Here is an 18,079-nt window from a genome sequence, read left to right on the forward strand (position 1 = left end):
GTACTTGCGCGTGCAAGGACCGCATTCAGAGGACTAAATGCGGCGGGGCGGGGGCCCGGACCTCGTACATGTCCCGCACCAGTTCCCGGATGACGTTGCGCCGGATCTTCCCGGTCGCCGTCTTCGGCAGTTCGCCCAGCTCGACGATGCCCCGCGGCCGTTTGAACGACGCAAGCCCGGCCCGGCAGAACTCGATCAGCTCGTCTGGGTCGAGCCGGTGCCCCGGGACGCCGACCACGCACGCGACCGGTTTCTCGATGCCGTCGGCGTCGAAGGCGGCCACCACCGCGACCTCGGCGACCGCCGGATGTTGCCGCAGCCTGTCCTCGACCTCGGTGGGCGAAACCCAGATCCCGCCCGGTTTCAGCATGTCGTTGAAGCGCCCCAGACAGGTGTAACTGCCATCGGCGTTGCGCACGAAGCTGTCGCCCGTCCGCAGCCATTCACCCTGGAAGACCTGCTTCGTCGTCTCGTACCGGGCCCAATACCCGGTCGCGATCGACGGCCCGGCGACGAACAGTTCACCGGGTTGCCCGTCCGGCACCGGATCGCCGTTTTCGTCGCGCAGCGCGATCTCGTAACCCGGCACCGGCGTCCCGGTACTGCCGGGACGGACCTGACGCGGCCGGTTGGACAGGAAGATGTGCAACGCCTCGGTCGAGCCGATCCCGTCGAGGATCTCGACGCCGAACCGGTCGCGAAACCGTTCGTACAGCACGGCGGGCAGCGGTTCGCCCGCCGAAACCGCTTGGCGTACCGAGACGAACGTGTCGTCGGGGATGTCGCTGGCGAGCAGTGCCGCGTAGAACGTCGGGACGGCGAAGAACAACGTCGGCCGCTCCGCGCGGGCCCTGGCCGCGATCAGTCCCGGGGTCGGCCTCGCCGGTTCGAGCAGTGCCGTCCCGCCGGCCGCGAGCGGGAAGAACGCCGAATTCCCCAAGCCGTAGGCGAAGAACAGCTTCGGGACGGAGAGGAACCGGTCGTTCGGCCCGATGTCCAGCACGCCGCGCGCGTACGTCTCGCAGACCGCGCGGATACCCGCGTGCCGGTGCATCGCGCCCTTCGGCTTGCCCGTCGTCCCCGAGGTGTACAACCAAAGCGCGGGCGAGTCCTCCCAGGTCGGCGCCGGCTCGAAGCCAACATCGTCCACTGTGGACAGATCGCCCCACTGGTGCGTGCGGATCGCGGACGGCAGATCGGCCGCCTTCGCCCTGTCCAGCACGACGTCGGTGACCTCCGGCGCCAGCCCCAGCGCGACCGTCGCCTGCGACGCGAACTCGCCCGAGACGCACAGGACCCTGGCCCGCGAATCGGCGAGCATCTTGCCGAGGTCCAGCCCGGTGACCATGGTGGACACCGGTACCGCGACCGCTCCGGCCAGCATCGCGCCGAGGATGCCGGTGAGCAGTTCGACGTCGTCGGCCATGCAGAACAGGACCCGCTCCTCCGGGCGGACGCCGATCGCCTTCAGCCCTGCCGCGACCCGGCGGGTTTCGGCCGCCAGCCCCGCGTACGTGAGACTTCGCCTCGGGGAAACGACCGCGTCCTTCGCGCCCCGCCCTTCCGCCAGATGCCGGTCGAGCAGGTAGCTCGCCGCGTTGAACCCGGTAGCAGCAGCGGTCACGGGCGCACCTCAATCGCTCAGCTCAGGTAAACGTATTCGTAGTCGAACGGTTTCCCATTGATGCCCTGGCGTGGCGGCGCCACCCAGCTCGCGATCTTTCCTCGCTCGTACACCGGGTGCATCAGCGATCGGACGAAAGTCAGGTCTTCGGGAGTGGGCAGCCACTTGCGTTTGCCGGCCAGCCATGTCCGCTCGTCGACAACGGTGCCGTCGGGCGTCACATGGTGGCCGGAGTTTATGCCGACTTCGCGATTGAATCCAGGGTGCGGGAGGACGAATCGGAAGTCGACGCCCGCCTCGTCCAGGATCTTGTTCCAGCGGTTGACCCCGGTCTGGCAGTCGGCGCGGTACTCCTCCCGCAGGTCGAGGTTCAGCAGCAGGATGGCCGCGTGTTCCTCGGTCTCCCAGGTGCCGTCGGCTTTCGGCCGCGACAGCGATCCGGCGGCGTCGGTGAGCTTGTGGTCGTCCTTGCGGCGGGGCTCCTGCCAGCGGCCTTTCAGCCCGGCGGTGTAGTAGTTCGCCGCGTTGGTCGAGGTCTCCCCGCCGAACAGGTCGAGTGAGACGGTGTAGTGGAAGTTGAGGTAACGCTGGATCACGTCCAGCGGGATGCCGCCGTGCCCGGCGATGTCGAAGGTGTCGTGCTCGCGGATCAGTTCGGCACTGCGGGTGACCACCCGGTCGACCCCCGTGGTGCCGACGAACATGTGGTGCGCCTCTTCCTTGAGCATGAATTCACAAGTGCGGGAAAGCGGGTCGAAGCCGCTTTCCTTGAGGGTGCCGAGCTGATATTTGCCATCACGATCGGTGAAATAGGTGAACATGTAGAACGCGAGCCAATCCGCGGTCTCCTCATTGAAGGCGCCGAGGATCCGAGGGGCGTCCGGACTTCCGGAATTCCGGAGCAGCAATCCTTCCGCCTCGTCCCGGCCTTCACGACCGAAGTAGGCGTGCAGCAGGTACACCATCGCCCACAGATGGCGACCCTCTTCGACATTGACCTGGAAGAGATTCCGCAGGTCGTAGAGGCTCGGCGCGGTGAGGCCCAGCAGTTTCTGCTGTTCGACCGAAGCGGGTTCGGTGTCGCCCTGGATGACGATGAGCCGCTGCAGGTCGGCGCGGTATTCACCGGGAACCTGCTGCCAGGCGGGCTCGCCCTTGTGCTCGCCGAAGCCGATGACGCGGTCGGGGTCCGGCTCCGCGAGGAAGATCCCCCACCGGTAGTCGGGCACGTTGACGTGGTCGAAATGCGCCCAGCCGTCCCGTCCGACACTCACCGCGGTGCGCAGGTAGACCCCCTGCGTCCGCAGTGTGGGGCCCATTTCGCCCCACCAGTCCAGGAACTTCGGCTGCCAACCTTCCAGCGCCCGCTGAAGGCGGCGATCACCGGAGAGGTCGATGTTGTTGGGGATCTTGGCGTCGTAATCGATCTTGGTGGGCATGCGCTGTTCAAACCCGCTTCCTGTCGAAGACGGCCTTCTGACCAGTACCGTAGCGACGCAACGCACCCTCGGGACCGGATGCGTTCGGACGAGTGAAGATCCAGTTCTGCCAGGCGGCGAGCCTGCCGAAGATCTTGCTTTCCAGTGTTTCGGGCCCCACGAACCGGTGATTGGCCTCCATCCCGGTCAACGCGTCGGGACTGAGCGAAGCCCGCCCTTCCAGCGCGATCCGGATCTCGTCCTCCCAGTCGAGGTCGTCCGGGGCGTCGGTGACCAGGCCGAGTTCGTTCACTTCCGCCGGGCTCAGCGCCTTGCCGCGCACCTCCGCGAGCCTGGTGACGTGGTCCGGGTCCCCGAAGAAGCGGGATTCGAGGCGAGTCAAGCCGTTGCCCATCGGGAAGCGGCCGAAGTTGGCCTCGGACAACGTGATCGCCGCTCGTTCTTCACTGTCTTCGTCGTCGATCGGCGGACCGTCCAAGATGTACTGCCGGTCGGCGGCGAGCGCGAGCTCCAGCAGGAGCCCGGCGTAGCAACTACCCGGCTCGACAAGGGCGATCAGGCTCCGGCTGGTGACGTCCAGCCGCTTCAGCGTCCGCTTGAAGTAATGGACGATTTCGTTGCTCAGACAGTCTTTCGCGTCGAACACGGCGCGTTCGTGTTCGAGGACCTTCGCCGGATCGCCTTCCGTGCGGAGCACCCACGTGCCGAGTTCGGGTTCGTTGGTGCGCAGCCGGAGGATCGCGTCGTCCAGCTCGCGCGTGACGTCCAGCAGCCAGCCGTCGTCGTCCTCCGGACCTTTGACGGTGATCGTCGCCTCGGTCGCGGTGCGGGCGATGTCGACATAACGATGCTTGAGCGGCTTCAGCTCGACACCTTCGCCGTCGAGCCGCTCGCTCGTCCGCGCGAACTCCTTCGCCCTGGCCAGCACGGCTTCGCGGAACCCCTGCCGCGACACGAGTTCGTCGACGAGCCGCCAGTCGACGGCGGTCCGCCCTTTCACTCCGTCGGGGCGCGTGGCGAAGACGTCGGCGAGGTCCCGCCGTACGCCGCGTTTCTCGACCACCCGGGTGAGCCCGCCGGTGCCGGGCAGGACGCCGAGAAGCGGCACCTCCGGCAGCGCGACGGTCGAGGAGTTGTCGTCGACCAGCAGGATCTTTTCGCAGGCGAGCGCGATCTCGTAGCCGCCGCCGGCACAGGTGCCGTTGACCGCCGCGACGTAGACCTGGCCCGAATGCGCGGCGGCGTCCTCCATCGCGTTGCGGGTCTCATTGGTGAATTTGCAGAAGTTCACCTTCCACTCGTGCGACGACGACGCCAGCATGCGGATGTTCGCGCCGGCGCAGAAGACGTTGTCCTTCGCGCTGGTCACGATGACCACGCGGACTTCAGGATGTTCGAACCGCAGCCGCTGCGTGGCGTCGTACAACTCGATGTCCACGCCGAGGTCGTACGAGTTGAGCTTGAGCTCGTAACCCGGCACGAGGCCGCCGTCGGGGTCGACGTCGAGTTCGAGCCACGCGACGTCGCCGTCGGTGGTCAGTTTCCAGTGCCGGTAGCCGCTGGGATGACGTTCGAACGTCACCGATGTGGTCCGCGTCACCCCTCCGATTGTCTACATTGCACTGATCAGCGTCAATGTTATGTAGAAAGTTGGTCACGGAGCAGATCGAGGAAACGAACCCAGTCAGCACCCTTGCGGATGACCGAGGAAAGCGCGCCGACCAGGAGATACACGTCGGCGACCGTGCAGTCCGACCGAAGACGGCCGGCCGCCTGATCGTGAACGATGATCTCGGCGACCACGGTTTCGAGACGCTCACGAGCGGAGCCACGCGGCTCGCTCCCGGGCCGCCCGCGGGCCGAATCGATGGCGGCAGTGAGGCCGCGATCGCCCGCCAGCACCTCGCCGACGTGCCGGAAATAGCGCTCCAGACCGGAATCCTCACCGAAACAGTGCACCCTGGCGTACTGCTCGATCTCCGCGAACCGATACTCCGCCGCCGCCTCGACCAGCGCCTGGCGATCCGGGAAATGCCGGTACACGGTCCCCACGCCGACCCCGGCCACGCGGGCGATCTCCGGCATCTGCACGTCGTCCCCGCGTTCGGCGAACAACGCGCGCGCGGCGTCGACCACCTTCGCCCGGTTGCGTTCCGCGTCCGCTCGCGGCTTGGTTGACAACCCGCCTCCCTCGCGTTTAAGTGGAAACGGAGTCCGTTTCCGATTGAAGGGCAGCATAGCATGCCGAAGGACCGTTTTCTCCTGCTCAAACCCGGTGAAGCCCGCCCCGGCCGCGTACCGCTGCCACCATCGTTCAGCGTCAAGGCGATGACCGAAGACACCGAGACGAGGTTCTCGCTGCTCGAGGTCACCCTCGCCATGGACATCCCGCGGCACGTGCACCACGAAGCCGACGAGTGCATCTACGTCCTCGAAGGCGAGCTCGGGATCGATTTCGACGACGAGACCCACATCGCGACGAAGGGCACTTTCGTGCTGCTACCGCGCGGCGTCCCGCATGCCTTGCGCCGCGTCTCCGAGCCGCCGCGGGTTCTGCAGATCTCGTCCCCCGGCGGCTGGGAGCACTACTTGGAAGACCTGTTCGAGGCGGGACCTGCGGTCTTCACCCAAGGCGCGATCGACCCGGCGAAGATCAACCGGATCGCCGCACCCCACCGCATCACGTATGGGAGCCGACCGCCGCGGGAACGCGGTTGAGCTTCGTCGCCGCCCAGGTCACGAAGACCCACAACACGAGCGCCGAGGCGGTGTCGGTGTAGATCGTGGCGAACCAGAAGGCCGGGATCTGCGGGACACCGACCAGGAAGTGCCCGAGGCTCGCCAGACCCGACAGCGAGAAGACCATCAGGAACGCGAGCGCCCGCCAGTAGCGTCCGCGCAGGTAATCGCGGTAGCCGGCGAGGCCGAACGCGGTGAAGACGACGTACGCGACGGCGACCAAGGTGGCGGCGACCGCCACCGGGATCCCCTCGATCTGCGGATAGTCGGCCGCCCTGATCACGTTGTGCGCGTAGTGCAACGTGGTGGTCAGCAGGGTGAAGGCCAGGATCAGGCGTAGCGCGGTGAGTCCGCTGGTTCGAAGAGCTTCCATGTTCGCCCCCTTGCGATTTGATAGATCGCTCTAGCGAGAGCGTAGCCCAAGGCGAGGGCGTGTGGAAATAGGGACGTTGAGTGTCCCTATCTCCACACACCCCGTACTCCGCGTAGCGATGCTGACTGGCTGTGAGAGGCGGCGGAGGGCTGCGCCCAATGTGGCATTGGGGACCCTGAGCGTCTCCGATGCCACATTGGGCGCACTGAGTGAGACTTGCGTTGTCTCGCGCCGCATGGAGCCGCGACTCTGAGAAGGCAAGTAGTAAGCAGGTCCGTGAAGGCCTCCTTGAGGGACCCAGAGTCCCTCAAGGAGGCCTTCACGGACCGAGCGATCGCCACGTTCGCGCCACATGCACCAGTAGTCACAAGTGCTGCTGGCGCACGTTCCAAGTACATGAAGGCCCCCTTCATTGCGTCTAGCGCAGTGAAGGGGGCCTTCATGTACTTCAAGCGAGCAAGGTACCGACGCCGAGCACCTCTTCGGCTCTCGGAAATGTCGGTGGGTGCGCGTAGAGAAGGAGGAGTGCCCGAAACGACCGTGCCCCTGATCGGGGTCGAGAACCTCAAGATGCCCGAATGGGCGGCGGTCGACGAGACCGTGGCCGAAGCGGGGATGGTCAAGGCCATCCGCACGCTCCCGTCCGCCGTGGCCATCGTGCTGCGGCTGGCCTGGCGGACGTCGCCGCGGCTGACCCTGCTCGCCGGCGTCGTCCACCTGCTTTCCGGCTGTGTCACGGCGTTCGGCCTGCTGGCGACGGCGAACGTGTTCATCGCGCTGCTGGAGAGCGGGCCGACGCCGGAAAGGGTGCTGCAATCGCTGCCCGCGCTGGTGGTCGTCGTCGGCACGTATGCCTTGCGCGCGTTGCTCGACACGGCGGTGGCCGCGGTCGAGGGCGCGCTCCGGCCGCGGGTCGTGACGTCGGCGGGCGACGAGGTCACCGCGGCGATGGTCCGGGTGCGGCTGCTGGCCTTCGAGGACGCCGATTTCCGGGAGCTGGCCAGGCAGGGCGCGCGATACGGGGTCCGGTCGATCGAGATGAGCCTGCGCTGGCTCGCGGATCTGACGTCGGCACTGATCTCGCTGGTCGCCGCGCTGGTGGCGGCGGGCCTGCTCAACCCGTGGCTCGCGCCGGTGCTGCTGCTCGCCGCGGTGGCCGACGGCTGGGCGGCGGCGAAGGTCGCGCGCCTGAACTACCGGCATTATCTCGACACCGTCGGCCGCAACATCCGGAAAGGGATCGTCGAAGAGGTGGCCACGTGGCGCCAGTTCGCCCTCGAACGACATGCCCTCACTCTCCAGGAGCCGCTGCTCCAGGAGTACCGGCGGATCACGGAAAGCCTGATGCGCGAAGAGGTCCGGCTCGCGCACCGCAGCAACATGGTCCGGCTGACCGGGCGTGCGGCGGCCGGGGTGGGCACCGCGATCGCGTATCTGGTGCTCGGTCTCCTGCTCTACAGCGGGCAGATGGAGCTCGCCCTCGCCGGGACGGCCGCGCTCGCCATGCGGACGGCGTCGAATTCGCTGTCCATCACGATGCACGCGGTGAACTCCTTGTACGAGGAGTCCTTCTACATCGCGTTCTTCCACCGGCTGCTCGTGGAATCCGCGAAACGCGGCCCGGTGAAGGGCGGGGTCGCCGCTCCGCCGGATCCGGCGGAGATCCGGCTCGAGAACGTCGGATTCACCTATCCCGGCCAGGAAACCCCGGCTCTGCGCGACGTTTCCTTGACCATCCGGCGCGGCGAGGTGATCGCCCTCGTCGGGGAGAACGGGTCGGGCAAGACCACGCTGGGCAAACTGCTCACCGGGCTCTATCCGCCCTCGGAAGGAAAGGTGTACTGGGACGACGTCGATCTCGCGGGCGCCGATCACGAGTCGGTGCACGCGAACATCGCGGTGATCGCCCAGGATCCCGCCGAATGGCCGATGACCGCGGAGCACAACGTGACCGTCGGCAGACTCGGCCGCGAAGACCCGGACCGCGTCGCCTGGCAGGACGCGATCACCTCTTCCGGCGCCGACGAGGTGATCGAATCCTTACCCGCCAAGGAGAAGACGGTGCTGTCCAAGAAGTTCGACGACGGGCAGGACCTCTCGGGCGGGCAATGGCAGCGGATGGGCATCGCCCGCGGGATCTACCGGGACGCCGCCGTCCTGGTCGCCGACGAGCCGACGGCCGCGCTCGACGCGAAGGCCGAGGCCCGGGTCTTCGCCGGCCTGCGGCACGCGAGTGTTTCGGGGGCGGGCAGGCGCACGACCATCCTGGTGACCCACCGGCTGGCCAACATCCGCTCCGCGGACCGGATCCTCGTGCTGGAGAAGGGGCGGCTGATCGAGCAGGGCACGCACGCCGAACTCATCGAGGAAGGAGGGCTCTACCACGAACTTTACGAAATCCAGGCTCGCGCGTACCGCGGCGAGTAGGCACACTGTCGTGATGCCGGAGAAGATCGCCGAAGTGAACGGCATCCAGCTGTGCCACGAGACGTTCGGCTCGCCGGACGGCAGGCCGCTGCTGATGATCATGGGCCTGGCCTCCCAGATGATCTGGTGGGACGACGAACTCTGCGAGAACCTCGCGGCCGAGGGGTTCTTCGTCATCCGCTACGACAACCGGGACGCCGGCCGGTCCAGCCGGATGACCGGCCGGGTGAACCTGCCGCTCGCCTATGCCCTGCGCACGGCGCCGTACTCCTTGGCGGACATGGCGGGCGACGCCGCCGGGTTGCTGACCGAGCTCGGTGTCGCGAGCGCGCACGTCGTGGGCGCGTCGATGGGCGGGATGGTCGCGCAGACGCTGGCCATCGAGTATCCGTCGCGAGTGCGGTCGCTGACGTCGATCATGTCGACCACCGGCAACCGGTTCGTCGGGCGCCCGAGCGCCAAGGCGATGGCGATGCTGCTTTCGGCGCCCCCGCGCGGCCGCGAGGAGTACGTCGACTCGCTCGTGCGCACGTTCCGCGTGATCGGCTCGCCCGGTTATCCCTTCGACGAGGCCCGGATGCGTGAGCGCGCGGAGCGGTCGTTCGATCGGGGCGTGAACCCCGGCGGGACGGCGCGGCAGCTGGCGGCGATCGTTTCGAGCCGGGATCGCTTCCGCGCGTTGCGGAAGGTCGACGTGCCCGCGCTCGTCGTGCACGGTTCGAAGGATCCGCTCGTGCATGTTTCCGGCGGCCGGGCGACGGCCCGCGCGCTGCGGGAGTCCGAAGTGGACATCGTCCCGGGCATGGGGCACGACCTGCCGCGCGCGATCTGGCCCCGGCTGACGCGCGGTCTGGTCCGGACGGCCGACCGCGCCGACGTCAAGACCCGGCGAGCGTGATCGAGCCCAGGTTCGAGAAATGCGCCGCCACCCGTGAACCCGGGCGCACGTCGACCGCGTCGGTCATCCCGCCGGTGAACACGAGCCAGCCCGGCTCCAGCGCGCGCCCGCGCGCACCGAGGGCGTTGGCCGCCAGCGCCAGCGCCTCCGCCGGATGCCCCAGCACCGCCGCCCCGGTGGCGGTGTCGACGATCGCGCCGTCGACCTCCAGCAGGGCCGCCTCCAGCGAGAGATCCAGCGACGCGGGCTGTGCGCCCACCGGCCCGAGCGTGACGTACGCGGTAGAACCGTTGTCCGCCACGACGTCCGGCAGTTCGAAGCGATAGTCGCGGTAGCGGCTGTCGATGACCTCGACACCGCCGTAGACCCGGTCCACCGCCGCCATCGCGGTCGCCGCGGTCACGCCAGGGCCGGAAAGACGTTGCCCCAGAACGAAAACCAGCTCCGGCTCGGCACGCGGATGGAGCAGTGACGGCACGGACACCCCGGCGGGGAGCACCATCGCGTCGGTCAGCCACGCGAGCAACGGCGAGTCGATGCCCATGCGTTGCTGCTTCGCCCGCGAGGTCAGGCCGAGCTTGACGCCGATCAGCGTCTCGCCGCGCTCCAGCCTGAGCCGGAGCGCCTCGTCCTGGATCGCGTACGCGGTGTCGACGTCCAGCTCCGGCCACGCGTCGGTCAGCGGCTCGCGTTCTTCCCCGGACAGCAGCGCTTCCGCCGCCTCCCGCACTTCAAGGCTCACGGCCGTTCCTCCCCGGAGAACTTCGCGGTGACACTGCCGAGCCCCGCCATCGTCGCGACGACGGTGTCACCCGGATTCACCGGGATCGCCCGCGTCATCGAACCCGGCAGCACGACGTGCCCCGGTTCGAGCGCGACACCGAGCGGGCCGACCGTGTTCGCGAGCCACACCAGCGCGTTCACCGGCGAACCGAGCACCGCGCCACCGGCGCCGGTCGCCGCGATCTCGCCGTTCTGGTGCAGGACACAGCCCACCAGCCGCAGGTCGATGTCGCCGATCGCGGTCGGCCTGCTGCCGAGGACGACCCCGCCCGAAGACGCGTTGTCCGCGATGGTGTCGACGATGCTGATCTTCCAGTCCCGGATCCGGGAATCGACGATCTCCAGCGCCGGGACGACGAAGTCCACCGCCCGCAGCGCGTCCGCCACCGTGACCCCGGGGCCGCGCAGCCGCGAACCGAGCACGAACGCGATCTCCGGTTCGATCTTCGGCTGCAGGAAGCCGCCGATCGGGATCGGCTGGTGTTCGAGGTGGAACATCGAAGCGGTCAGATGGCCGTAGTCGGGCTGGTCGACGCCCATCTGCCGCTGCATGGCGGCGGAGGCGAGACCGACCTTGTGCCCGCGCACGCCGTCGCCGCGCTCGGCCCAATGGCGGACGAGCCGCTGCTGGACGCGGTACGCGTCCTCCAGCGTCGCGGCGGGATAGGTCTCGATGAGGGGCGCGATCGGCTTACCGGTCTCGTACGCGCTGAGCAGCGCGGCCGCGGCCTCCTGCAGCGTGCTGGCGTCCATGGGCTCCTTCCGACCAGTCGGACTCTGCCCCGTCACCCCTGCCTGCACAAGACGGCCGTTCCACTGGCCGGTACGCCCAGATTAGGCCGAAAGGGTCTCGCACGACCCCGATCATCACCTAGCCTGCTCCCATGTCCGATTGGACGCTCTCCCGGGCGAAGACCAGGATCGACCGCCGCGAGGAGCTCGACGAGCTCACCGCGCGTATCCGCTACGAGGTGCGGGTGCACCTCAACGAGCCCACCGCGCACAACGCCTACGACGAGCTGACCGACATCTTCGCCATCGGGCACGCGGAGTGTTCGGCGCTGCTCAAGCACCGCCGGGTCCTGCCGTTGTGGGAGCGGCTGCTGCTCCAGCGCTACACCCGGCGCCTCTACGGCAAGGCCGTCTCGGCGACCGTCGGTGATCTCCCCGCCGACGCGGGGCCGGCGCCCGCGGCCGCTTTCGGCCCGGAGATCGCGTCACTGACCCCGGATTCCGGTGACACCGGCGCGAAGTTCGACATGCAGGGCCGCGGCCTGGTCAACGTCTTCCGGATCGCCGCCGGGCGGCACGGCGAGATCTGGCCGGACCGCCACGACGTCGCGACGACGTCCGCGCGCAGTGTCCTCACCTGTTCCGCGGTCTTCCTGCGGCGCCGCGTGTGGCACGTCGTCTGGCCGGTGTACCGGGTGCGCGGGCTGCGGCTCTGGAAGCTCTAGGAATTCCTTTGCGCCGGTGGCCGTTGTACGGGATATGACCGATCGCGCCACCGAGATCCTCGCCGGATCGAAGACGATCGCCGTCGTGGGCCTGAGCCGCGATCCGGCCAAGTCCTCGCACGGGGTCGCCGCCGTACTGCAGGCACACGGGTTCCGGATCATCCCCGTCCACCCGTCGGCCGACGAACTGCTGGGCGAGAAGGTCTACCGCTCGCTCACCGACATCCCGGAGCCCGTCGACCTGGTCGACGTCTTCCGCCCGTCCGCCGACACCCCGCCGATCGCCGAACAGGCCGTCGCGATCGGCGCGAAGGCGCTTTGGCTGCAGCAGGGCATCGTCTCCGCCGAGTCCCGCCGGATCGCCGAAGAAGGCGGCTTGGACTACGTCGAAGATCGCTGCACGGCGGTCGTCCGAGCGATCGGAAACCTCTCGGTGCGTTAGAAACGGACTCCGCCCCGAACCCTCGCCGCGATTTTCCGGCGGGGGTTCTTTCATATCCGTGAACAGAAGAATGACCTCTGAAGTCATACGCCGAATCGGACCCGCCGAACGGATTGGTCCAAACCGGTGATCTTGACGGGAAGCCCGCGAGCTGGGAAAACTTGTCCGGTCGCCAGTTTGTTAAGAAACCTTCCCAAGGGTCCGGTGAACTGTTAACGTCCGAATCCGCTTAGCGGAAACAGGTGCCGGTCAGTGGCACCCCGGTCCTACGGAGGGCGAAGTGGGCACACCACGCGGGCTGGATTCCAGTGGCACACTCGAGCGCGGTCTCGCGGTTCTCGAGCACGTCGGCCAGAACCAGGAGATTTCCACCAACGCGATCGCCAGGCAACTGGGTCTCTCCCGGAGCGCCGCCTACCGCATCGTCGGCACCCTCAAGAATCTCGAATACCTCGAAGCCGATCGCGCCACCGGCCGGGTGCGGCTCGGTACCCGGCTGGTCGAACTCGGCGCCCGCGCGATGGCGGCGACCGATCTGCACCGCTGCGCGCCGCGCTACCTCGCGTCGCTCGCCGAGCGGAGCGGCGAGACCACGTATCTCGCCGTCCCGGACAACGACACGATGGTCTACGTCGCCACCGAACGCAGCGCCAACGCCGTCACGCTGGCCTGCCGCCTCGGCACCCGCCGTCCGCAGCACGCGACGTCGCTGGGCAAGGCGTGGCTGGCGGCGTTGCCCGAACAGGACCGTGTCGAACGCATCCGCCGGATGAAACTCGACAGTCTCACGCTCAAGACGATCAACGATCCCGTCCGGCTGCTCGACGATCTCGCCAGGACGAGCCGTCGCGGCTGGGCCGTGGACGACGTCGAGAACGAACCGGACGTCGGTTGTGTGGCCGCCGCCGTCCGCGACCACACCGGACGGCCGATCGCCGCGATCAGCGTCGCGGGCCCCGCCGGCCGCGTGCTCCGTCGCACCGACGAACTCGGCGCGACGGTGGCCGGGACCGCCGCCGCGCTGTCGCTCCGCCTGGGTTACGTCCGGGCGCAAAGGGCCTGAGGTGGGCTGGCTCCAGGACTACCAGCCGGCGGGCGGGCTGTGGCTTTCCGCCGCGCTGGCGGCGCTGCCGATCATCGTGCTGCTGGTGACGCTGGGAGTCCTGCGCCGCTCGGCGCAGCTCTCGGCCGGGCTCGCGCTGATCACCGCGCTGCTGGTCGCGGTGCTGCTGTATCGCATGCCCGCCGGGCTCGCCCTCGATTCCGCCGCCATGGGGCTGGTGTTCGGGGTGTGGTCGGTGGCCTGGATCGCGTTCCACGCCGTGTACTTCCACAACGTCACCGTCGCGACCGGACGGTTCGACGACATCAAGGCGGTCCTCGCCGGGTTCAGCGAGGACCGCCGTCTCCAGGCGTTGCTGATCGCGTTCGGTTTCGGCGCGCTGCTGGAAGGGATCGCGGGCGGCGGCTCGCCGATCGCGATCACCGCGGCGATGATGGCCGCGCTCGGTTTCCCGCCGGTGAAGGCGGTCGTGCTGGCGTTGCTGGCGAACACCGCGCCGGTCGCGTTCGGCGGTCTCGGCAATCCGCTGATCGTGCTGGGCAGGCTGACCGCGCCGATCCTCGATCTGAAACAGGAGCAGGCGACGGAACTGTTCTCGTCGATGGTCGGGCGTCAGCTCCCGTTGCTGGCGTTGATCGTCCCCGGTTTCCTGATCGTGGTCCTCGCGGGCTGGAAACGGATGATCGAGGTCTGGCCCGCCGTGCTGACGGCCGGGCTGTCGTTCGCCGTCATGCAGTTCGTCACCTCGAACTTCATCAGCCCGAGCCTCGTCGACGTCGTCGCCGCGCTCGCCGCGATGGCGTCGCTGTGGATACTGACGCGGTTCTGGCAGCCTTCGGCGGTTTGGCGTTTCGACGGCGAAGAACCGGTGAAGGCCAGTCTCGGCGCGGCGAAGGCCGGACGCGGCGCGCTGTACGCGTGGGCGCCGTACATCGTCCTGATCGCGGCGATCTTCCTTTCCCGGATCGGCACGATCTTCAAGAACCTGCCCGATTGGCTCGACCTGACGAAGCTGCTGCACAAGGCCGACTGGGTGTTCGCTTGGCCGGGGCTGCACAAGGAGGTCGTCCAGCACGCGCCGATCACGCCCAAGGACACGCCGTACGCGGCGACGCTGACCGTCGACTTCCTTTATTCGCCGGGAACGGTGGCCCTGATCGCGGCGATCGTGGCGGGGTTCGCGATGGGCGCGAAACCGCGGCTGCTGCTGGCGACCTACCGCCGGACACTGCACCAGATGCGGTGGGCGCTGGCCACGATCTTCATGATCCTCGCGATCGCGTTCGTCATGAACTACTCGGGCGCGACGCAGACCCTCGGCCTCGCGCTCGCGACCACCGGGGTGATGTTCCCGTTGTTCTCCGCCTACATCGGCTGGCTGGGCGTCTTCCTCACCGGCTCGGACGCGTCGACGAACAGTCTCTTCGGGCCGATGCAGGTGATTTCGGCGCAGCAACTGCACGTCGACCCGATCCTCGCCGGCGCCACCAACACCTCCGGCGGCGTGATGGGCAAGATGATCTCGCCGCAGAACCTGTCCATCGGCGCCACCGCGATCGGTCAGTCCGGGAAAGAAGGCGCGCTGCTGCGGCAGACGTTCCTGTGGTCCGTGGTGCTGACCGCCGTGGTCGGGGTGATCTCGTTGCTGCAGGCGACGGTGCTGCGGTTCATGATCCCGTCGTGAACGTGAATGCCGGTCGGCGACCGTGTCGCGAAAGCCACTTTCGGGACATCACACGTCGCGAAAGTGGCTTCCGCGACACGCGCCCCGGCCAGGGCCAAGGGCACGACACAGAGGCGTAGTGAAGGCCTCCTTCCCTACCGTCAGGGTAGGGAAGGAGGCCTTCACCAGCTGGGCCGTCAGCCGCCCCTTTTGCCTTGCCCTCAAGAGTCACCGCCCCGTGCCCGGCGGGGATTTCGCGTGACTGGCGGGACGACACGCGTGACGGGACGGACGACACGCGTGTTCAGACGGACGACTCACCGACTTTCGGCGCAGGCCGTCATTACCCTTTCGAGAATGTCCACATTGGTCATCCGATCTTAACCGGCCATTGGGCTGGATGGATGAACACCGGATCCGTTCACCGGAATGCGAACTACCGTTGTCCTCATGCCCATGACGCTGATCAAAGGTACGTTCCAGCTTGTCGGAGCCTCACCGGACGGCGATTCGGTGCGGTTCTATCCCGAAGACCCGCAGGCGACCAAGAAGGCGGGCCTGAAGGTCCGGCTCAATTCGCGGGGCGGGATGCAGTTGCGGCTCGACGCGATCGACGCGCTCGAAACGCATTACCAGGCCAGGGGAACCGGCGGGATATGGCACCAGCCCGCGGAATTCGCCGACGCCGCCGCGGCGAACCTGCTGAAGTGCCTCGGCTTCAAAACCGTCGAACGCGACGAACGGGGAAGGGTCACATCGTCGACGCCGATCAAGGTAGCCGGTCACATACTGACGCGATTCGCCGACAAATACGGACGAGCCGTGGCGTTCGCCTTTCCCGGGCAGCGGCCGGGACGGTCGGCGGACCTTTCCAAGGTCCACCTCGACGTCAAAACGCTGAAGAACTCCGCGAACTACCGGCAGGTCGCGGACGGTCTCGTCTATCCGACGTTCTATTCACTGCTTTATCCCGATCTCCGTGACGCCTTGGCCGAAGCCGCGGTCAAAGCCCGCCAGAACGGGCTCGGGCTGTGGCCGCAGGACGTCACGAACTCCGGGTTCAAGCTCGCGTCGCGGCGGCAACTGGCCGACGAACTGGTGATCCTGCCGAAACTGTTCCGCCGGCTCGTCGACTACCTCGCGCTCGACGAAAGCGGCGGAGTCTCGCTGACCGGCTTCTCCGACTTCCTCGATTCCCGCAACGATCGCCTGTTCACCGTCCCGGACGGGCACGCGACGGAATTCGAGACCTTGGTGAGCGTGAAACGGCAGACCGTGAGCCTCACGATCGAGCCCGAGCGGATCGTCTTCATCGAGGCCTGACCCGCTCGTGTGGGCAAAAAGACCGTACCTCCCTCCCCCGCGGCCGTGCTCATCTGAAAGGTGGGAGAGGGAGCCGATGGAAGGACACGGTTCGCGACGGCCGGAGGAGGCCGACGGGCGGATGGAGCCGACTTCGAAACTCGTCGACGCCGTCCGCGTCCTGGTCGTGCGTTATTGCCGGGCGCGGATCGGTCGTCGTTCGGGCACCTACGACATCGCCGACGCGGTCGCCAAGGACAGCTGCCGCGAGATCGTCGCCGGGACGGCCGGTGCGCGCGCCCTGCTCGCGTTCGCCTACGACGTCACGCACGGTCTGGTCGACGACTTCCACCGGACCGCCGCCGAACTGCCGAACCCGCTTTCGGGGCTGCCGGGGCAGCAGCGCGAGATCATGGTGCTGCGGTCGCTCGTCGGGCTTTCCGCCGACGACACCGCGCTCGCGCTCGGCTGCTCCGTCCAGGCGGTCCGGTTGGGGCAGCACCGGGCGCTGACCGCGCTTCGCCCCGCCCCCGCCTGACGCATTTCGTCCTCTGAATGCGGTGGTTCGCAGGTCGAACCACCGCATTCAGAGGACTAAACGCGAGGGGTGCATTCGGCCGCGCGGTTCAGGAGCAGGGTGCGCTCCCGATCGTTCCCGGTCATCTCCGCCGCGCGCTCGAACTCGGCGCGGGCCTCGTCGAGGCGGCCGAGCTTCGACAGGAAGTCGCCGCGCACGCTCGGCAGGAGGTGGTACGCCTTGAGCGCGGGCTCCGACGTCAGCTTGTCGACGATCTCCAGCCCCGCCTCCGGACCGACGGCCATCGACAGCGCCACCGCGCGGTTCAGTTCGATCACCGGCGACGGGTTCAGCTTCCCGAGCCCTTCGTACAGGACGGCGATCCGCGCCCAGTCGGTCTCCTCGCCCGTCCGCGCCCGCGCGTGGCAGGCGGCGATGGCGGCCTGCGCCGCGTAGACGCCGAAAGCGCCGCCCGTGAGCGACTCGGAGAGCTCCAGCGCGGAGAGGCCGCGGCCGATCAGGATCCGGTTCCATTTCGTGCGGTCCTGGTCCATCAGCAACACGGGTTCGCCGTTCGGCCCGACGCGGGCGGCGGACCGCGAAGCCTGGATCTCCATCAGCGCGACGAGCCCGTGCACCTCGGGTTCCTTCGGCATCAGCCCGGCGAGGATCCGCCCGAGCCGCAGCGCCTCCTCGCACAGCGCGGGCCGCATCCAGTCCTCGCCCGCCGTCGCCGAATAGCCCTCGTTGAAGATCAGGTAGATGACTTCGAGCACCGAGGAGAGGCGCGCGACCCTGTCCGACCCCTCGGGCACCTCGAACGGCACCTTGGCGTCGCCGAGCGTCTTCTTCGCCCGCACGATCCGCTGCGCGATGGCGGTCTCCTTGGCCAGGAACGCCCGCGCGATCTCGTGCGTCTGCAGCCCGCCGATCATCTTCAGCGTCAGCGCCACCCTGGCCTCGGTCGAAAGCACCGGGTGGCAGGCGGTGAACACCAGCCGCAGCAGATCGTCCTCGATATGGTCGTCGAGGCCCGCGGTGAAGTCGGGCTCCTCCTCGTACTCCTGCTCGCGGCCGATCTCGCCGAGCTTCTTCTCGTACCGCTCGTTGCGCCGGAAGGTGTCGACCGCCCGGCGTTTGGCCGTGGTCATGAGCCAGGCGCCCGGATTCCTCGGGACGCCCGACTCAGGCCACTGTTCGAGCGCGGCGACCAGCGCGTCCTGCGCCAGCTCCTCCGCGAGGCCGACGTCGCGCGTCATCCGCGCGAGGCCGGCGATGAGGCGGGCCGATTCGATCCGCCACACCGCGTCGATCGCCGAACGGGAGTCTGTCGTTGCCGTCACGCCGACCAA

Annotated in this window: 17 protein-coding genes; 9 read left to right on the forward strand and 8 right to left on the reverse strand. The window is 68.0% G+C overall.

The window, feature by feature from the left end; genetic code table 11:
- Positions 1-25 precede the first annotated feature (25 nt).
- The 4 genes from AMK34_RS12925 to AMK34_RS12940 are packed head-to-tail and all read right to left on the reverse strand — an operon-like array spanning position 26 to position 5,244.
- Positions 26-1,624: a benzoate-CoA ligase family protein gene (locus AMK34_RS12925; RefSeq protein ID WP_073845416.1), complete on the reverse strand. Its 1,599-nt coding sequence runs from the start codon at positions 1,622-1,624 to the stop codon at positions 26-28.
- 17 nt (positions 1,625-1,641) lie between these two features.
- A complete protein-coding gene (gene boxB, locus AMK34_RS12930) occupies positions 1,642-3,063 on the reverse strand; it encodes a benzoyl-CoA 2,3-epoxidase subunit BoxB (RefSeq protein WP_073845418.1) in 1,422 nt (473 codons plus the stop codon).
- Positions 3,064-3,070: 7 nt separating this feature from the next.
- Positions 3,071-4,663 carry a 2,3-epoxybenzoyl-CoA dihydrolase gene (gene boxC, locus AMK34_RS12935; RefSeq protein WP_073845420.1) on the reverse strand — a complete coding sequence of 531 codons (1,593 nt, stop codon included), beginning with the start codon at positions 4,661-4,663 and terminating at the stop codon, positions 3,071-3,073.
- 38 nt (positions 4,664-4,701) lie between these two features.
- Positions 4,702-5,244, reverse strand: coding sequence for a TetR/AcrR family transcriptional regulator (locus AMK34_RS12940; RefSeq protein ID WP_073845421.1), 543 nt, complete (start codon positions 5,242-5,244; stop codon positions 4,702-4,704).
- A 60-nt stretch (positions 5,245-5,304) separates the two neighbouring features.
- Between AMK34_RS12940 and AMK34_RS12945 the strand changes: the two genes are divergently transcribed.
- The gene (locus AMK34_RS12945; RefSeq protein WP_073845423.1) at positions 5,305-5,781 is read left to right on the forward strand and encodes a cupin domain-containing protein; all 477 of its coding nucleotides are present in this window, start codon (positions 5,305-5,307) and stop codon (positions 5,779-5,781) included.
- Here the strand turns inward: AMK34_RS12945 and AMK34_RS12950 are convergent.
- Positions 5,744-6,175 carry a hypothetical protein gene (locus tag AMK34_RS12950; RefSeq protein WP_143202439.1) on the reverse strand — a complete coding sequence of 144 codons (432 nt, stop codon included), beginning with the start codon at positions 6,173-6,175 and terminating at the stop codon, positions 5,744-5,746. The genes AMK34_RS12945 and AMK34_RS12950 overlap by 38 nt on opposite strands.
- A 525-nt stretch (positions 6,176-6,700) precedes the next feature.
- Between AMK34_RS12950 and AMK34_RS12955 the strand changes: the two genes are divergently transcribed.
- A complete protein-coding gene (locus tag AMK34_RS12955; protein WP_038507754.1) occupies positions 6,701-8,602 on the forward strand; it encodes an ABC transporter ATP-binding protein in 1,902 nt (633 codons plus the stop codon).
- Between the two features lie 13 nt (positions 8,603-8,615).
- On the forward strand, positions 8,616-9,500 hold the full coding sequence (locus AMK34_RS12960; protein WP_073845425.1) for an alpha/beta fold hydrolase: 885 nt from the start codon (positions 8,616-8,618) through the stop codon (positions 9,498-9,500).
- Here AMK34_RS12960 and AMK34_RS12965 read toward each other — a convergent pair.
- Complete coding sequence (locus AMK34_RS12965) at positions 9,481-10,242, reverse strand: 2-keto-4-pentenoate hydratase (protein ID WP_073845427.1); 762 nt, start codon at positions 10,240-10,242, stop codon at positions 9,481-9,483. The two genes, AMK34_RS12960 and AMK34_RS12965, sit on opposite strands and share 20 nt — an antisense overlap.
- A complete protein-coding gene (locus tag AMK34_RS12970; RefSeq protein ID WP_037335454.1) occupies positions 10,239-11,036 on the reverse strand; it encodes a 2-keto-4-pentenoate hydratase in 798 nt (265 codons plus the stop codon). Before AMK34_RS12970 ends, AMK34_RS12965 begins: the two co-directional genes overlap by 4 nt.
- 131 nt (positions 11,037-11,167) lie before the next feature.
- Here AMK34_RS12970 and AMK34_RS12975 point away from each other — a divergent pair, with 131 nt between their 5' ends.
- The 6 genes from AMK34_RS12975 to AMK34_RS13000 all read left to right on the forward strand — a co-directional run bounded on the left by AMK34_RS12975 (position 11,168) and on the right by AMK34_RS13000 (position 16,748).
- Positions 11,168-11,740 carry a hypothetical protein gene (locus AMK34_RS12975; protein WP_073845429.1) on the forward strand — a complete coding sequence of 191 codons (573 nt, stop codon included), beginning with the start codon at positions 11,168-11,170 and terminating at the stop codon, positions 11,738-11,740.
- Between the two features lie 34 nt (positions 11,741-11,774).
- Complete coding sequence (locus tag AMK34_RS12980; protein WP_037335452.1) at positions 11,775-12,182, forward strand: CoA-binding protein; 408 nt, start codon at positions 11,775-11,777, stop codon at positions 12,180-12,182.
- 280 nt (positions 12,183-12,462) lie between these two features.
- Positions 12,463-13,245 (forward strand): IclR family transcriptional regulator, encoded by a 783-nt coding sequence (locus AMK34_RS12985; protein ID WP_037335451.1) that lies wholly within the window; start codon positions 12,463-12,465, stop codon positions 13,243-13,245.
- Between the two features lies 1 nt (position 13,246).
- A complete protein-coding gene (locus AMK34_RS12990; protein ID WP_073845431.1) occupies positions 13,247-14,929 on the forward strand; it encodes an L-lactate permease in 1,683 nt (560 codons plus the stop codon).
- 429 nt (positions 14,930-15,358) lie between these two features.
- Complete coding sequence (locus tag AMK34_RS12995) at positions 15,359-16,231, forward strand: nuclease (RefSeq protein ID WP_073845433.1); 873 nt, start codon at positions 15,359-15,361, stop codon at positions 16,229-16,231.
- A gap of 76 nt (positions 16,232-16,307) precedes the next feature.
- Positions 16,308-16,748, forward strand: a complete 441-nt coding sequence (locus AMK34_RS13000) for a sigma factor-like helix-turn-helix DNA-binding protein (RefSeq protein WP_228694790.1) — start codon at positions 16,308-16,310, stop codon at positions 16,746-16,748.
- Positions 16,749-16,804: 56 nt separating this feature from the next.
- Here the strand turns inward: AMK34_RS13000 and AMK34_RS13005 are convergent, their stop codons facing one another.
- Positions 16,805-18,079, reverse strand: coding sequence for an RNA polymerase sigma factor (locus tag AMK34_RS13005; protein WP_073845435.1), 1,275 nt, complete (start codon positions 18,077-18,079; stop codon positions 16,805-16,807).

The sequence above is a fragment of the Amycolatopsis sp. CB00013 genome (assembly GCF_001905755.1).
GTDB classification, from domain to species: Bacteria; Actinomycetota; Actinomycetes; order Mycobacteriales; family Pseudonocardiaceae; genus Amycolatopsis; species Amycolatopsis japonica.

Bases quoted from the DNA above. Each gene is read 5' to 3' on its own strand.
- AMK34_RS12995 (WP_073845433.1), top strand. From the start codon at position 15,359: ATGCCCATGACGCTGATCAAAGGTACGTTCCAGCTTGTCGGAGCCTCA.
- AMK34_RS12945 (WP_073845423.1), top strand. From the start codon at position 5,305: ATGCCGAAGGACCGTTTTCTCCTGCTCAAACCCGGTGAAGCCCGCCCC.
- boxB (WP_073845418.1), bottom strand. From the start codon at position 3,063: ATGCCCACCAAGATCGATTACGACGCCAAGATCCCCAACAACATCGAC.
- AMK34_RS12950 (WP_143202439.1), bottom strand. From the start codon at position 6,175: ATGGAAGCTCTTCGAACCAGCGGACTCACCGCGCTACGCCTGATCCTG.
- AMK34_RS12960 (WP_073845425.1), top strand. From the start codon at position 8,616: ATGCCGGAGAAGATCGCCGAAGTGAACGGCATCCAGCTGTGCCACGAG.
- AMK34_RS13000 (WP_228694790.1), top strand. From the start codon at position 16,308: ATGGAAGGACACGGTTCGCGACGGCCGGAGGAGGCCGACGGGCGGATG.
- AMK34_RS12980 (WP_037335452.1), top strand. From the start codon at position 11,775: ATGACCGATCGCGCCACCGAGATCCTCGCCGGATCGAAGACGATCGCC.
- AMK34_RS12970 (WP_037335454.1), bottom strand. From the start codon at position 11,036: ATGGACGCCAGCACGCTGCAGGAGGCCGCGGCCGCGCTGCTCAGCGCG.
- AMK34_RS12975 (WP_073845429.1), top strand. From the start codon at position 11,168: ATGTCCGATTGGACGCTCTCCCGGGCGAAGACCAGGATCGACCGCCGC.